The 12790-nt window shown below is 67.1% G+C and carries 20 protein-coding genes; 12 read left to right on the top strand and 8 right to left on the bottom strand.

Annotation, left to right across the window (positions count from 1 at the left end; genetic code table 11):
- Window positions 1–22 precede the first annotated feature (22 nt).
- The gene (locus tag NJQ98_RS14520) at window positions 23–790 is read right to left on the bottom strand and encodes a class I SAM-dependent methyltransferase (RefSeq protein WP_262179927.1); all 768 of its coding nucleotides are present in this window, start codon (window positions 788–790) and stop codon (window positions 23–25) included.
- Window positions 791–844: 54 nt separating this feature from the next.
- Complete coding sequence (gene sufU, locus NJQ98_RS14525) at window positions 845–1273, bottom strand: Fe-S cluster assembly sulfur transfer protein SufU (RefSeq protein WP_262179929.1); 429 nt, start codon at window positions 1271–1273, stop codon at window positions 845–847.
- Between the two features lie 190 nt (window positions 1274–1463).
- On the opposite strand from sufU, the gene NJQ98_RS14530 reads away from it, so the two are divergent.
- Window positions 1464–1898 (top strand): hypothetical protein, encoded by a 435-nt coding sequence (locus NJQ98_RS14530; RefSeq protein WP_262179930.1) that lies wholly within the window; start codon window positions 1464–1466, stop codon window positions 1896–1898.
- Between the two features lie 61 nt (window positions 1899–1959).
- On the opposite strand, the gene NJQ98_RS14535 is transcribed toward NJQ98_RS14530, so the two are convergent.
- Window positions 1960–3207 (bottom strand): aminotransferase class V-fold PLP-dependent enzyme, encoded by a 1248-nt coding sequence (locus NJQ98_RS14535; RefSeq protein WP_262179932.1) that lies wholly within the window; start codon window positions 3205–3207, stop codon window positions 1960–1962.
- A gap of 229 nt (window positions 3208–3436) precedes the next feature.
- Here NJQ98_RS14535 and NJQ98_RS14540 point away from each other — a divergent pair, with 229 nt between their 5' ends.
- Window positions 3437–3955 (top strand): carbohydrate-binding protein, encoded by a 519-nt coding sequence (locus tag NJQ98_RS14540; RefSeq protein ID WP_262179934.1) that lies wholly within the window; start codon window positions 3437–3439, stop codon window positions 3953–3955.
- On the opposite strand, the gene NJQ98_RS14545 is transcribed toward NJQ98_RS14540, so the two are convergent.
- Together NJQ98_RS14545 and NJQ98_RS14550 are read right to left on the bottom strand one after the other, a co-directional pair.
- Complete coding sequence (locus tag NJQ98_RS14545) at window positions 3952–4242, bottom strand: DUF424 domain-containing protein (RefSeq protein ID WP_262179936.1); 291 nt, start codon at window positions 4240–4242, stop codon at window positions 3952–3954. The two genes, NJQ98_RS14540 and NJQ98_RS14545, sit on opposite strands and share 4 nt — an antisense overlap.
- Window positions 4239–4970 (bottom strand): tetratricopeptide repeat protein, encoded by a 732-nt coding sequence (locus NJQ98_RS14550; protein WP_262179938.1) that lies wholly within the window; start codon window positions 4968–4970, stop codon window positions 4239–4241. The genes NJQ98_RS14545 and NJQ98_RS14550 overlap by 4 nt, the downstream gene beginning before the upstream one ends.
- 82 nt (window positions 4971–5052) lie before the next feature.
- On the opposite strand from NJQ98_RS14550, the gene thpR reads away from it, so the two are divergent.
- Both thpR and NJQ98_RS14560 read left to right on the top strand, forming a co-directional pair.
- Window positions 5053–5616 (top strand): RNA 2',3'-cyclic phosphodiesterase, encoded by a 564-nt coding sequence (gene thpR, locus NJQ98_RS14555; protein ID WP_262179940.1) that lies wholly within the window; start codon window positions 5053–5055, stop codon window positions 5614–5616.
- 81 nt (window positions 5617–5697) lie between these two features.
- Entirely contained in the window at window positions 5698–6510 is an 813-nt protein-coding gene (locus NJQ98_RS14560) for a ZIP family metal transporter (RefSeq protein WP_262179942.1), read from the top strand.
- Here the strand turns inward: NJQ98_RS14560 and NJQ98_RS14565 are convergent.
- Complete coding sequence (locus NJQ98_RS14565) at window positions 6503–7018, bottom strand: hypothetical protein (protein ID WP_262179944.1); 516 nt, start codon at window positions 7016–7018, stop codon at window positions 6503–6505. The two genes, NJQ98_RS14560 and NJQ98_RS14565, sit on opposite strands and share 8 nt — an antisense overlap.
- A gap of 140 nt (window positions 7019–7158) precedes the next feature.
- Between NJQ98_RS14565 and NJQ98_RS14570 the strand changes: the two genes are divergently transcribed.
- The 4 genes from NJQ98_RS14570 to NJQ98_RS14585 all read left to right on the top strand — a co-directional run bounded on the left by NJQ98_RS14570 (window position 7159) and on the right by NJQ98_RS14585 (window position 8477).
- Entirely contained in the window at window positions 7159–7311 is a 153-nt protein-coding gene (locus NJQ98_RS14570; RefSeq protein WP_220588816.1) for a 50S ribosomal protein L39e, read from the top strand.
- Entirely contained in the window at window positions 7311–7589 is a 279-nt protein-coding gene (locus NJQ98_RS14575) for a 50S ribosomal protein L31e (protein ID WP_262179948.1), read from the top strand. Before NJQ98_RS14570 ends, NJQ98_RS14575 begins: the two co-directional genes overlap by 1 nt.
- A 3-nt stretch (window positions 7590–7592) precedes the next feature.
- The gene (locus NJQ98_RS14580; RefSeq protein WP_262179950.1) at window positions 7593–8258 is read left to right on the top strand and encodes a translation initiation factor IF-6; all 666 of its coding nucleotides are present in this window, start codon (window positions 7593–7595) and stop codon (window positions 8256–8258) included.
- A 90-nt stretch (window positions 8259–8348) separates the two neighbouring features.
- On the top strand, window positions 8349–8477 hold the full coding sequence (locus NJQ98_RS14585; protein WP_262179952.1) for a zinc ribbon-containing protein: 129 nt from the start codon (window positions 8349–8351) through the stop codon (window positions 8475–8477).
- Window positions 8478–8493: 16 nt separating this feature from the next.
- Here NJQ98_RS14585 and NJQ98_RS14590 read toward each other — a convergent pair whose 3' ends face one another.
- On the bottom strand, window positions 8494–8826 hold the full coding sequence (locus NJQ98_RS14590; RefSeq protein WP_262179954.1) for a DUF5658 family protein: 333 nt from the start codon (window positions 8824–8826) through the stop codon (window positions 8494–8496).
- 149 nt (window positions 8827–8975) lie between these two features.
- Here NJQ98_RS14590 and rpl18a point away from each other — a divergent pair, with 149 nt between their 5' ends.
- The 4 genes from rpl18a (at window position 8976) to NJQ98_RS14610 (ending at window position 12013) form a co-directional block, all read left to right on the top strand.
- A complete protein-coding gene (gene rpl18a, locus NJQ98_RS14595) occupies window positions 8976–9149 on the top strand; it encodes a 50S ribosomal protein L18Ae (RefSeq protein WP_262179957.1) in 174 nt (57 codons plus the stop codon).
- On the top strand, window positions 9146–9610 hold the full coding sequence (pfdA, locus tag NJQ98_RS14600) for a prefoldin subunit alpha (RefSeq protein ID WP_262179959.1): 465 nt from the start codon (window positions 9146–9148) through the stop codon (window positions 9608–9610). The genes rpl18a and pfdA overlap by 4 nt, the downstream gene beginning before the upstream one ends.
- A 7-nt stretch (window positions 9611–9617) precedes the next feature.
- Window positions 9618–10928, top strand: a complete 1311-nt coding sequence (ftsY, locus tag NJQ98_RS14605) for a signal recognition particle-docking protein FtsY (RefSeq protein WP_262179961.1) — start codon at window positions 9618–9620, stop codon at window positions 10926–10928.
- Window positions 10929–11092: 164 nt separating this feature from the next.
- A complete protein-coding gene (locus NJQ98_RS14610) occupies window positions 11093–12013 on the top strand; it encodes a DUF4397 domain-containing protein (RefSeq protein ID WP_262179963.1) in 921 nt (306 codons plus the stop codon).
- 99 nt (window positions 12014–12112) lie between these two features.
- Here NJQ98_RS14610 and NJQ98_RS14615 read toward each other — a convergent pair whose 3' ends face one another.
- Complete coding sequence (locus NJQ98_RS14615; protein WP_262179965.1) at window positions 12113–12763, bottom strand: bifunctional 4-hydroxy-2-oxoglutarate aldolase/2-dehydro-3-deoxy-phosphogluconate aldolase; 651 nt, start codon at window positions 12761–12763, stop codon at window positions 12113–12115.
- Between the last annotated feature and the right edge of the window lie 27 nt (window positions 12764–12790).

A 12790-nucleotide genomic window follows, 5' to 3' on the forward strand; every position in this document is an offset into this window, starting at 1 on the left:
CCGGCTTTCCGCGCTCCCCGATTCACGCTTTTCGCGCGACGAACCGCAGTCGTCGGTAGTCGGCCGTCCACCTCCCCGTCTCGGGGTCGTACAGGTCCGGCCGCAGTCGCCCCTCGACGCCGTCCAGTATCGCCGTGCGCTCCGCCTCGGACACCCCGTCGAGCAGCTCGTCGCCGAACATCTCGACCCACTCCCGTAGCCCGGACTCACCGCCCTCCAGCTCCGTCGGCCGGTCGAACAGCACGGCCTCGGTGACCTCCAGTCCGTGGCGCTCCAGCCGGGGCGCGTACTCGCCGACACTCGGGAAGTACCACGGGCTGTCGGCGTCGTAGCCCCGGTCGGCCAGTTCGGCCCGGACGGCGTTCTCGACCCGCGAGACGTTTCCACGGCCTCCCAACTCCGCGACGAAGCGGCCGCCGTCGGCGAGTGCCTCGTCGACCATCGCCAGCACCGCGTCGTGGTCCTCGTCGGGTACCCAGTGGAGCGCGGCGTTGGAGAAGACGGCGTCGAACGCGCCGTTGGGCTCGTACTCCCGTGCATCGGCCACCTCGAACGTCAGGTCCGGATAGCTCTCACGGGCCTGTTCGACCATCGATTCGGCGGCGTCGATACCGACCACGTCGACGCCGCTGTCGGCGATAGCCGCCGTCAGGGTCCCCGTGCCACAGCCGAGGTCGAGGACACGCTCGCCGGGCTGGGGGGCCAGCAGTCCGACCACGTCCGCGCCGTACTCCGCCACGAAGCCGTGGCCCTCGTCGTAGTCGTCGGGGTCCCACTCGTTTTCGGGCATGCTTCCCCCGACGGGCGAGCGGCTGTAAAAGGTGTCGCGAGCGTCAGCGCCGTCTCAGTCGTCGTCTTCGGTGGTCGTCCGGTCGATGTCGAGCTCGTCGAAGTAGATGTCGGCGCCGTCCTGGGCGACCTTCTCGGCCAGCACCGCACACTTGATTCGCATCGGGGAGATGTCGACCCCGAGCATGTCGACGATGTCGTCACGGTCCATCTCGCGGAGCTCCTCGACGGCCATCCCGTGGAGCCGCTCGGAGAGCATCGACGCCGACGCCTGGGAGATGGCACAGCCGTCCCCGCGGAAGGCGACCCGTTCGATGGTCTCCTCGTTCTCGTCGAGCAGTACGTCCATCCGTATCTCGTCGCCACACATCGGGTTCTCGCCCACGTGTGTGAACGTCGGATTCTCGAGCTCCCCCGTGTTGCGGGGGTTCTTGTAGTGGTCGAGAATCTGCTGCCGGTACATATCCGAGCCTCCGATACCCATTGTTGAACTTCCATAGGACACTGCGGCGGATAAGGGTTACCTCTGGGCCGGTTTGCCGTGACGGCCGGCCGAACGTACTGGCCCCTGGCCGGGTTCGTGCGGTTCTGGGAGCGGTCGAGACACCCGTCGGCGACGGCCGTTCGTCCGAGTGACCGTAACCAATAAGCCCGGCACCGACCTGGGTTTCCGGATGCAACGCCGCTCACTCCTCGCTACAGTGGGGACGGGTATCGCTACCGCTGTGGCCGGGTGCGCCGACGACGGGTCCGAGTCGCCGACGCCGACACCGACGCCGGGGCCCGCCGAGTCGGAACTGCGTCTCAGCGTGGAAAACACCAGTTCGACAGTCCAGGACGTGGGCTTTCTGCTACGGACGACACGGGGCAACAGCACCACGGTCGAGGCATTCGAACTGACCGACATCGGGCCGGGTGAGACACGGACCCGGGACCCCCAGGAGCTACCCGCCGGGACGTACGAACTGGAGGTAGAGCTCCGGACGCTCTCGATGCGGACGACGAGCGACTGGGCCGGCCGCGACTGTCCGGTGAAAGATATCGACCTCGAACTCAGGGCGGACGGCTTCCGATTCCGGGACGCCTGTCCGGACACCGACGACCAGTAGCTCGCGTCGGCCGCCGGGCGGTGCGGCACTGATTGATGCCTCGGTTACCGCGGGGAGGCCGTCACGCGAACAGCTGTCTGGCGTCGTCTATCGCCTCGACCAGCTTGTCCACTTCCTCTTTGGTGTTGTAGACGTAGAAGGAGGCCCGCGCGGAGGCGGAGATGCCCAGCTTGTCGTGGAGCGGCTGGGTGCAGTGGTCGCCGGCCCGAATCGCCACGGCGGAGTCGTTGAGGATAGAGGAGAGGTCGTGGGCGTGGACCGACTGGAGGTTGAAGGAGACGAGACCGCCCCGCTCGACGCCGGCGGGCGGGCCGAGGATGTCGATGTCGCCCTCGCCCTCCAGCTGTTCGATGGCGTACTGTGCGAGCTCGTTCTCGTGGCGACGGACGGCGTCCATCCCGATGTCGTCCAGATAGTCACAGGCCTCCGCCAGCGCGATGCCCTGGCAGATGACGGGCGTGCCGGCCTCGAACTTCCAGGGGAGGTCGTTCCACTTCGACTCCTCGAAGGTGACCTTCTTTATCATCTCGCCGCCGTAGAGGTACGGCTCCATCTCCTCCAAGATGTGTTTCTTGCCGTAGAGGACGCCGATGCCGGTCGGGCCGGCCATCTTGTGACCGGAAAAGGCGAGGAAGTCGGCGTCGATGGCCTCCACGTCGACGGGGCGGTTCGGCACCGACTGGGCGCCGTCGACGAAGATGTAGGCGCCGTGGTCGTGGGCGATGTCGGCAAGCTCCGAGACCGGGTTCACGGTCCCCAGCGTGTTCGAGACGTGGACGACGCTGACCATCGCCGTGTCGTCGCCGATGAGTTCGCGGGCGTGGTCCATGTTCAGGCTGCCGTCGTCCTCGACCTCGATGTACCGGCAGGTCGCGCCAGTCTTTTTACATATCTGCTGCCAGGTCACCAGCGAGGCGTGATGTTCCATCTCCGTGAGGACGACCTCGTCCTCGGGGCCGAGTTCGTTCAGCCCCCAGGCGTAGGCGACGAGGTTCTCGCTCTCGGTGGTGTTCTTCGTGAAGACGATCTCCTCGCGTCCGCCTGAGGCGCCGATGAACTCGGCGACGCGGTCGTGGGCCTCCTCGTAGGCGACGGAGGCCTCCTGGCTCAGCTGGTGGAGGCCCCGATGGACGTTGGCGTTCGTCGTCCGGTAGTAGTCGGCGATGGTCTCGACGACACACTCGGGGGTCTGTGTCGTCGCGGCGTTGTCGAGATAGACGAGCTGCTCGCCCCCGAACTCCCGCTGGAGGATGGGGTACTCCGCCCGGATGGCCTCCACGTCGAGGGGGTCGATATCGGTTTGTCCCATTAGCTACTGACAGGGGTTGGCCGCAGAACTTTCTTTTGGTTCACCAAAACCACGGTTTGCCCGGCCCGAAATCGGCCGGTACAGCTCGGCCGTCCTTGGCCCCGGACCGCCCTTCCTGTCGGAAAATGCGAACGTTTGTTGATAAATACGCCCCGTTCGAGGCCCCGTTTATCAGCCGCTGAAATATTGACAATCATTTTACGAGAGTACGTGCATAGGTGGCACACCGATGGGGGACCCAGACGACCGACGCTCCGAGCCGGTGAAACAGCCCGATGGGGGCGTGATTCAGCGCGACAGGGGACAGCGCGCCCGCTCGCTCCGACCGACCGGGACCCACGAACAGCCGGGTATTGAGCGCCACGAGGTGCCCGGCACAGTCCGCGTCGGCGACTACCACGAGTACCACCACGCCGACCGGTGGGACGCGGTCGACACCCCGCTGCGCGGGGAAAGCGACATCGACTGGCTCGCCAGCGACGAGTGGCTCGCCTATGACGTCTCCGTTCAGGCGGCCGGGAGCTACGAACTGGCGCTCGCAGTCGCCGCGGCCGACAGCTTCGGCGGCGGCGACCTCGGCGTGGTCGTCGACGACGAGCCGCTCCGGCGGCTCCAGTTCGACGCGACGGGCGGGTGGTACGACTGGGCGGCGGTCACGACCGAAATCGAGCTCCCCCGGGGCGTCCACACCGTCCGGCTGGTCGTCTTCGAGGGCGGCTGGAAGCTCAAACAGTTACAGTTCCGCTAGAGCCAGAGCAGCTGGGCGTGGCGAGTGCCGTCCACGTCCAGGACGTTGTCCTCGTCGACGAAGCCGTGTTCGACGGCCACGTCCACGCTCTCGGTACCGACGATGTTGGCGACGCTACAGCGCGCGAGGCTGTCAACCACCTCGTCCTCGGAGGCGTCGTCGCCGCCGTAGAACTCCTCGGTGACCGTCAGCGAGACGGGGCCGTCCTCGAAGGTCTCGCCCATGACATCGGGGTCACAGACGGAGACGAGCAGCCCCTCGTCGGTCTCGCGCTCGTTGAGTATCATTCGAGCAGCTGCTGTTCGGCCTCGTCGCGAAGCTCCTCGACCTCCTCGGCCAGCTCCTCGGCCTCGTCGTACTTGCCCAGCTCCTCGAGGGCGCGGGCCTTCTCCTCTAACACGTCGGCGTTCCGGAAGCTCAGGCGAATCGCGTTGTCGAAGGCGTCGACGGCGTCCTCGGCCAGCCCCCGCTCCAGCAGGAAGAAGCCGCGGTTGTACCACGCCTCGCCGAAGCGCGGGTCGATTTCGACCGCTCGCTCGGCGTGTTCCAGCGCCTGCTCGGTTCGGCCCGACTCCCACAGGGCGTAGGCGAGGTTCGTCTCGGCGGTGGCGGCGTGGTCGGACTCCTCGTTGAAGTTGAGCGCCTCCTTGTAGGCGCCGATGGCGGCGTCCCACTCCTCAAGCTGGGCGTGGGCCGCGCCCTTGTTTGTCCAGGCCTCCTGCTGGAGCCGCTCGTCCTCGGTGAACTGGGCGACCCGCTCGAACGTCTCGGCGGCCTGCTCGTGGCGGTTGATGTGCATGTACTCCAGGCCGACATCGAGCAACTGCTCGGGGTCGACGGCGTCGGAGCTGACGTTGCGCCGGTCGAGCATGTCCGTCAGCACTCGGGAGTCGACCGGGTCGACCTTGTCGGGGTCCACTTCGAGCTCCGGCGGTTCGAGATTGAACCCCTCGTACGTGTCGTCGAACCCCTGGCCCTCCGAGAACTGGTGGTCCTCGCGCTCGCGGTCTGTCATTACCCTTGATTGACGGTCAGGCGGGTTAAGGGCTACGTCCCGGGCCAGTCAGTTCCAAGTGCGCCCGGACGGTACCGCACACATGGGCAAGCGACTGTTCGTCAGCGTCGACCTCGACGGGCTGGCAGACGAGGTCGGGGCCGTCCAGCAGCGGTTCGCGGGCACCGCCGGCCTCCGCCTCACCGACCCCGAACAGGCCCACGTGACGCTGAAGTTCCTGGGCGAGACCGACCCCGAGGGCATCGACGACCTCGTGAGCGAACTGGAGACCGCCGTCGACGCGAGCGGCGTCGATCCCTTCGAGGCCCGCGTCGGCGGCCTCGGCGTGTTCCCCTCGCTCGACTACATCAGCGTCGTCTGGATCGGGGTCCGCGAGGGCCACGGCGACCGGGAACTGACGGCGCTGCACGAGGCCATCGAGGACCGGACGACGGCGCTGGGGTTCGACGCCGAGGACCACGAGTTCACCCCTCACGCTACCGTCGCCCGGATGGACCACGCCGGCGGGAAAGCGCGGGTACAGGACATCGTCCGGACCCGTGACCCGGACGTGGGTCGGCTTCGGGTCGAGGAGGTCCGCCTGACCGAGAGCGTCCTGCGTGAGGGCGGTCCCGAGTACGCAACTGTCGACTCGATTTCACTCTGAGCGGCCACGTACGGCTCTAGGTCGGCCAAAAATAATCAGATTCGTGATAATTATTATTGGCGTCGGTCCAGTAGCATCGGTATGGTCGTCGTCGAGAACGTCGCGTTCGTCTTCGTCGCCGGACTGCTGACGGCGCTTGCGACCGGGCTGGGGGCCGCCCCGTTCTTTCTGGTCGAGGAGTTCTCGGACCGGTGGAACGTCCTGCTGTGGGGGCTCGCCTCGGGCATCATGGTCGCGGCGTCGCTGTTCGGGCTGGTCCGGGAGGGGCTGAACTACGGGTCGCCGATACTGCTGGTGCCGGGACTGCTCACCGGGGTCGTCCTCGTCGTCGTCGCTCACGAGGTGCTGGAAGGGTTCGACCACGGCCCGAAGAAGTTCGAGGAGGCCGGCTTCAGGAAGCTGGTGCTCATCCTCGGTATCCTGACGGTCCACAGCTTCCCCGAGGGCGTGGCCGTCGGCGTCTCCTTCGCCGAACTCGGGCTGAGCGGGGCCGACGGTGGCGAGACCATCGCCGTCGCCGGCGTCGCGGTGCCGCTGCTGGCGGTGTTCATGACGGCGGCTATCTCCGTCCACAACGTCCCGGAGGGGACGGCCATCGCCATCCCGCTGCGCTCGCTGGGCGTCAGCGAGCCGAAGATGGTGTGGTGGGCGGTGTTCTCCTCGCTCCCCCAGCCCGTCGGCGCGGTGGTCGCCTACTACTTCGTGACGCTGGCCCGGGAGTTTCTCCCCTTCGGCTTCGGCTTCGCGGCCGGAGCGATGATATATCTCGTCGCGACCGAGTTCGTCCCCGAAGCCCTGGAGTACGGCCAGAACCTCGCCGGCGGCGGCAAGCGCGAACTGCTGACCGGCGCGCTCGCGGGCGCGCTGGCGATGGTCCCGCTCGCGTTCATATGAGCGAGCGCTTGCGGATGACCTTCAGGTCCACGAACGCCTGCAGTGAGTCGTCGAACTCCTCGACGCGGTTCTCCATCCGGTAGCTGGAGTGGTCGACGGCGAAGTAGTACGGACCGGTGCTCTCGACTGACTGCCGGTTCCCGCCGTTGTCGGTCGTCGCCTCGTACAGGTCCGACCCCTCGGCCGGCACCGCCGCCTGGCTGAAATCGCTGTTTCCCGGCGGCGTCGAGTCGGGGTCGTCGCCCTTGATATACGCGTTGTACTGCTCGAAGTCGCTCTCGTCGCTGAAAAAGTAGACGTCGAAGGCCTGCTCGGCCCGGACGATGTACTCGATGGCGCCGCCCGACTCCGAGAGGTCGGGAATCTCCGTCTCCATCCACGCGTTGCCCGGCTCGACGGTGACGTCCTGCTGGACGCTCACGATGACCTCCCCGCCACCGCCGAGACAGCCCGACCCGGCGACTGCTAACCCCGCTCCCAGCGTCTGTAGTACGCTCCGACGGTTCACGTGTGGATATCTCCGAATTTCCGTACTTAGTTCTATCCGCCCGCTTATAATCCCTGATAACGAAAGCAGTAAATGGGCGGTCGGGGGAGGGCGACCCGAAAAGGAAGGAATTTAAGCCGTGGCACAGAAGGTCCGACACCATGAGCAAGAAGTCGAAGGCCAAGAAGAAGCGCCTGGCCAAACTCGACAACCAGAACAGCCGCGTCCCGTCTTGGGTCATGCTCAAGACCGACCGCGAAGTCCAGCGCAACCCGAAACGGCGCCACTGGCGCCGGGGCGACACTGACGAATAATGAGCGCCGGTGACTTCGAGGAGCGCGTCGTCACGATTCCGCTCCGCGACGCGAAGGCCGAGGCGAACCACAAGAAGGCCGACAAGGCGATGCGACTCATCCGCGAGCACCTCGCCAAGCACTTCTCCGTCGAGGAGGACGCCGTCCGCATCGACCCCTCCATCAACGAGACGACGTGGGCCCAAGGCCGGTCGAGTCCGCCGAGCAAAATCCGCGTCCGCGCCGCCCGCTTCGAGGAAGAGGGCGATGCGGTCGTCGAGGCAGAGACAGCGGAATAACCCTTGCTCCGCGCGGCATTCTCCGGGTCGTCGTACGTCGGTGTCTTCGCCCGAGCGACCGACGACTGCGTGCTGGTCCGCCCCGACGTAGACGAATCGCTGGCCGAGGACATCAGCGAGGAACTGGACGTGCCAGTCATCCCCACGACGGTGGGCCGCTCCGGGACAGTCGGCGCGCTGGCGACCGGCAACGAGAACGGCCTGCTCGTCTCGTCTCGCGTGCGCGACCGCGAGATAGAGCGCATCCAGGACGTCGTCGACGTGCCGGTGACGGAACTGCCGGGCCGCATCAACGCCGCCGGTAACGTCGTCTGCTGTAACGACTCCGGCGCCTACGTTCACCCAGACCTCTCCCGCGAGGCCGTCCAGGCGGTCCGTGACGGGCTCGACGTGCCCGTCGAACGCGGCGTCATCGCCGGCGTCAACACCGTCGGTACGGCCGCCGTCGCCACCGACAGCGGCGTCCTCTGCCACCCGAAAGCGACCGACGGCGAACTCGACGCCCTCGAAGAGCTGCTCGACGTGCCGGCCGACATCGGCACCGTCAACTACGGCGGCCCGCTGGTCGGCTCCGGCCTGGTGGCCAACGACACCGGCTACGTCTGTGGGACGGACACCTCCGGCCCGGAGCTGGGCCGTATCGACGCGACGCTCGGCTACATCGACTGAGGCTCCCTTCTGCTGCCGGCGGCCCGGCCCCGGCGTCGACGTTCACGAACAGTGTCAACATTTATCATGATAGAGTGCTGACGTACATACATGTCAGACGGAGAACCAACGGTGGCCGAACCGAAACCGCTCGTCTGTCGCCGGTGTGACTACGCGACGGAGGTGCTCAGACCGTCCTGTCCGATGTGTGGCGGGGACATGATTTACGCGCCCGAGTAGGGCGCCGTCGGCCGCGTCACAGCGACGCGAGCGTCATCGCGTTCAGCGCGACCACCACCAGCGAGACCAGCGCGAACCCGACGAGGACGGCCGTCGCCCGACGGTCGTCCAGCCGAGTCCACGCGACGACCACGACCAGCAGGGCGCTGAACTTCAGCAGGCCGATGCCCGGCGTCCCGTAGGTTTCGATGAACGCCCGGGCGACGCCGTTGCCCTCGCCGAGCCCACGCGCCGTCCCGACGATAGTCGTGACGACGTCGAACACCGACGACAGGATAACGACCGTCCACAGCACGGTATCCGACTCGGACAGCTGCCGCTCGCGCGGGAGCCATCCGTCACTGGTCATGTCGAGCTGTCACTCCCCTGTGGTCCCCTCTGTGGGCGGCGGACATAAGCGCTGGTGCCCGGAATTCCCCCGCCGTCCCGGACTCCCGGGGCGCGGATAAAAAACGCCGAAGGGGAAGATACTTCCCTGTCCTGCCCGCACCGGAGGGTATGAGCACGTACACTGTTCGCGGTAGTTTCCCGGCCCGAGACGGGCCCCAGCAGTTCGAGAAGGAGGTCGAAGCGCCAAACGAGGACGTCGCCACCGAGCGCGTCTACAGCAACTTCGGCTCCCAGCACAACCTCAAGCGCACACAGATTTCCATCGACGAGGTGGCAGCATGATGGGCGGCGGTGGCGGTGGCGGCGGCGGGATGCAGCAGCTCCAGCAGGAAATCGAACAGCTCGAAGAGGAGATGCAGGCCATCGACGAGGAAGTCGAGCGCCTGCAGGAGAAGCAGTCCGACATCGACGACGCCATCGAGGCCATCGACGTGCTGGAGTCGGGCTCGACGGTGCAGGTCCCGGTCGGCGGGGACGCCTACGTCCGCGCGACGGTTGACGACATCGACGAGATCGTCGTCTCCCTGGGCGGCGGCTACGCCGCCGAGCGCGACCAGGACGGCGCCGTCGAGACGCTCGAAACGAAGAAGGAGAACCTCGACGACCACATCGAGGGCCTCCGCGACGACAAGGCCGAAGTCGAGGGCGAGATGGACGAGCTCGAACAGCAGGCCCAGCAGATGCAACAACAGCAGATGCAGCAGATGATGCAGCAGCAGGAAGAGCAGCAGTCCGACGAGTAAGGTCCCCATGTTCGATGGACTGAAGGACAAGCTCAGCGGGTTCACCAGCGACGTCGAGGAAGACGTCGACGAGGACGCCGTCGAAGACGACGTCGAGGACAAGGCGGCAGCGGACGCCGCCGAGGGCGAACCCGACGCAGCGTCGCCAGACTCCGGAGACGAATCGCCGGCCGAGACGGAGCCGACCGAGGGCGATGTCACGGACGACGCCGACACAGCGACGGACACCGCCGACGCCGAGCCGGCCGACGACGCGGACGACACCGCGGCCGCCGCAGGTGACGCCGAGTCGGCGGCTGAGGACGGTTCGGAAGACACCGACGCGGCTGCCGAAGCCGATTCCGCGGACGAGACGGCTGACACGGCCGAAGCGTCCGCCGACGAGGACGCCGTTCCGGACCTGGCACCCGACGAGGAGGACGAGGACGACGGCCGTAGCCTCACCGAGAAGGCCAAACTCATGGCCACGGGGAAGACGGTCATCGAGGAGGAGGACCTCCAGGACCATCTGGACGACCTCGAACTCGCCTTGCTGTCGTCCGACGTGGAGATGAGCGTCGCCAACGAGATTCTCTCCGGCGTCGAGGCGAACCTCACCGGCGAGACCCGCCGGCGCCTCTCCAGTACGGGCAATCTCGTCCGTGACTCGCTACGGGAGGCGCTGTACGACGTCATCAGCGTCGGGCAGTTCGACTTCGACGAGCGGGTTCAGGACGCCGAAAAGCCCGTGGTCATCATCTTCACCGGCGTCAACGGCGTCGGGAAGACCACGACCATCGCCAAGCTCTCGCAGTACTTCGAGGACCGCGGGCTCTCGACCGTGCTGGCCAACGGCGACACCTACCGCGCCGGCGCCAACGAGCAGCTCCAGAAACACGCCGAGAACCTGGGCAAGAAGATTATCACCCACGAGCAGGGCTCCGACCCGACGGCCGTCGTCTACGACGCCGTCGAGTACGCGAAGGCCAACGACGTCGACGTGGTACTCGGCGATACGGCCGGCCGGCTCCACACCTCCGACGACCTGATGGCCCAGCTCGAAAAGATAGACCGCAACATCGACCCCGACATGACGCTGTTCGTCGACGAGGCCGTCGCGGGCCAGGACGCGGTCAACCGCGCCCGCGAGTTCGACGACGCCGCCGAGATAGACGGCGCGGTGCTCACGAAGGCCGACGCCGACCCGCAGGGCGGTGCGGCCATCTCGGTCGCCCACGTCACCGGCAAGCCGATTCTCTTCCTCGGGACGGGACAGGACTACGACGACCTCGAACCGTTCGACCCCGAGGAGATAGTCGACAGCCTCTTTTCGGCGTAATCCCGGCCGGGGGCTAGCCGAACGTTACTCGGCCGAACTGCCGGCCCGCAACCGGCACAGCCTCTATCCGCGTCTTTCACCGCAGAGCCGCCTCCGAATTAACTACCGGATTTTCGCCCGTATACTGTCACTTACCATACGGACCGGTGCTGACGGGCCTATCAATGCGACGGAACAGCAAGACTCGACGCGGTGTACTGACGGTCGCCGGCGGTGCGCTGGTCGCGCTCGCCGGCTGTAGCAACAGCGACGGGCAGAGCGGGACGCCGACCGGAACGGGTACCGAGTCCGACGGGATGGAGCTGATGACCGAGACGGACCAGCCACCGGAAACGAGGACCGAGCAGAACACCGAGTCGGGGCAGAACACCGAACCCGAGGGCACCGAAACGACGACCGGTGGCGACGCGATGCTTCGGGTCGCACATCTCGCGCCGGACGCCCCGAACGTCGAGGTCGCTGTCGACGGCACTACCGTCGTTCCGGACGCCGCCTTCGAGTCGGTGAGTGACTACCGGTCGTTGACCACGGGCGAACACCGGCTAACCGTCACGCCGACCGACGGGTCGTACGCTGTCTTCGACGAGACCGTCACGCTGGAACGCGGGCCACAGACCGCCGCGGCCATCGGCGAACTGTCGGGGCAGAGCCAGTCCTTTACCGTGACGCTGCTGACCGACGACGACACGACGGCCGAAGCCGGTAGCACGCGCGTTCGGGCCGTCCACACTATCCCCGATGCACCCACTATCGACGTGACCGCCGGGGAGACAGTCATCGCAAACGGCGTGGCGTTCGGCGAGGCCGGCGACTACGTCACGGTCCCCGCCGACACCGGGGCCATCGAACTCCGGCAGAACAGTCTGGCCAACGACGAGGAGCCGGTCGCGACGTTCAGCGTCAACACGACCGACACGGCCGCCCAGACCGTCTTCGCGGCCGGCTATCTCGACAGCGCCGCCGACCAGCCAGGCGCCCGGCTCGTCGTCACGACGGACGCCGAACCCGACGGTACGACCGGCGGGACCGAGACGGGGACGAGCACCGGGACGGCAACGCCCACCGGAACCGCTTCCGGGATGTAACCCCGCCTCGCTAGCTGGCCGGCCCCGCCGTGACGGCGCCCGGGTCACGCTGTCACGGCACTCCGTGTTTCTCCCGCTCGCGTTCCCGAGGCGCTTCACTCACTCCCTCGCCTGCTCCACCGCTTCGACGAATTCAGCCGCGCTCTCGCGGACGGCGTCCATGTCGTCGTTCTCGATGGCCTCGTAGTCGACCAGCGCCGAGCCGGCGCCGACCGCGACGGCGCCCGCCTCGAAGTAGTCGGCGACGTTGTCCGTCGAGACCCCGCCGGTCGGCATGATGGGCACGTCGCCCAGCGGTCCCTGAATCGCGCCGATGTGGCCCGGACCGACGGTCGAGGCCGGGAACATCTTCAGCATGTCCGCCCCGGCGGCCATCGCGTCGGCCGCTTCCGTCGGGGTCATGATGCCCGGAATGCAGAGCACGCTCTCCCGATTGCACACCTTGATGACGCCCTCGTCGAGGTGGGGCCCGAGGACGAACTCCGCCCCGGCCTCGATGGCGTTGCGGGCGGCCGCGGGGTCCATAACCGTCCCGACGCCGACGACGGCGTCGGTGTCTTCGAGCGCGCGGTCGACGGCCGCGACCTGCTCCGAACATCGTTTGGCGTCGGCGGTCAGCTCCAGGGCCCGGACCCCGCCGTCGTGGACGGCGCGGGCCACGTCGACTATCTTGTCCTCCGGAACGCCCCGCAGGACGGCCGTGACGCCGCTGTCGACGAGCGCCCGTCTGACTTCCTGCTTCTGGGTCATGTCTGCTGGTGAGCGGGCTAGTGGTAA

The sequence above is a fragment of the Haloarcula laminariae genome, from assembly GCF_025457605.1.
Lineage (GTDB): Archaea > Halobacteriota > Halobacteria > Halobacteriales > Haloarculaceae > Haloarcula > Haloarcula laminariae.

What these genes read in the sequence shown, in the direction of transcription:
- NJQ98_RS14550 (WP_262179938.1), bottom strand. Translation starts at nt 4,970, where the DNA reads ATGACAGACCGCGAGCGCGAGGACCACCAGTTCTCGGAGGGCCAGGGG.
- thpR (WP_262179940.1), top strand. Translation starts at nt 5,053, where the DNA reads ATGGGCAAGCGACTGTTCGTCAGCGTCGACCTCGACGGGCTGGCAGAC.
- NJQ98_RS14575 (WP_262179948.1), top strand. Translation starts at nt 7,311, where the DNA reads ATGAGCGCCGGTGACTTCGAGGAGCGCGTCGTCACGATTCCGCTCCGC.
- NJQ98_RS14530 (WP_262179930.1), top strand. Translation starts at nt 1,464, where the DNA reads ATGCAACGCCGCTCACTCCTCGCTACAGTGGGGACGGGTATCGCTACC.
- NJQ98_RS14560 (WP_262179942.1), top strand. Translation starts at nt 5,698, where the DNA reads ATGGTCGTCGTCGAGAACGTCGCGTTCGTCTTCGTCGCCGGACTGCTG.
- NJQ98_RS14545 (WP_262179936.1), bottom strand. Translation starts at nt 4,242, where the DNA reads ATGATACTCAACGAGCGCGAGACCGACGAGGGGCTGCTCGTCTCCGTC.
- sufU (WP_262179929.1), bottom strand. Translation starts at nt 1,273, where the DNA reads ATGGGTATCGGAGGCTCGGATATGTACCGGCAGCAGATTCTCGACCAC.
- NJQ98_RS14610 (WP_262179963.1), top strand. Translation starts at nt 11,093, where the DNA reads ATGCGACGGAACAGCAAGACTCGACGCGGTGTACTGACGGTCGCCGGC.
- NJQ98_RS14585 (WP_262179952.1), top strand. Translation starts at nt 8,349, where the DNA reads ATGTCAGACGGAGAACCAACGGTGGCCGAACCGAAACCGCTCGTCTGT.
- NJQ98_RS14570 (WP_220588816.1), top strand. Translation starts at nt 7,159, where the DNA reads ATGAGCAAGAAGTCGAAGGCCAAGAAGAAGCGCCTGGCCAAACTCGAC.
- NJQ98_RS14615 (WP_262179965.1), bottom strand. Translation starts at nt 12,763, where the DNA reads ATGACCCAGAAGCAGGAAGTCAGACGGGCGCTCGTCGACAGCGGCGTC.
- rpl18a (WP_262179957.1), top strand. Translation starts at nt 8,976, where the DNA reads ATGAGCACGTACACTGTTCGCGGTAGTTTCCCGGCCCGAGACGGGCCC.
- pfdA (WP_262179959.1), top strand. Translation starts at nt 9,146, where the DNA reads ATGATGGGCGGCGGTGGCGGTGGCGGCGGCGGGATGCAGCAGCTCCAG.
- ftsY (WP_262179961.1), top strand. Translation starts at nt 9,618, where the DNA reads ATGTTCGATGGACTGAAGGACAAGCTCAGCGGGTTCACCAGCGACGTC.
- NJQ98_RS14520 (WP_262179927.1), bottom strand. Translation starts at nt 790, where the DNA reads ATGCCCGAAAACGAGTGGGACCCCGACGACTACGACGAGGGCCACGGC.
- NJQ98_RS14590 (WP_262179954.1), bottom strand. Translation starts at nt 8,826, where the DNA reads ATGACCAGTGACGGATGGCTCCCGCGCGAGCGGCAGCTGTCCGAGTCG.
- NJQ98_RS14540 (WP_262179934.1), top strand. Translation starts at nt 3,437, where the DNA reads ATGGGGGACCCAGACGACCGACGCTCCGAGCCGGTGAAACAGCCCGAT.
- NJQ98_RS14535 (WP_262179932.1), bottom strand. Translation starts at nt 3,207, where the DNA reads ATGGGACAAACCGATATCGACCCCCTCGACGTGGAGGCCATCCGGGCG.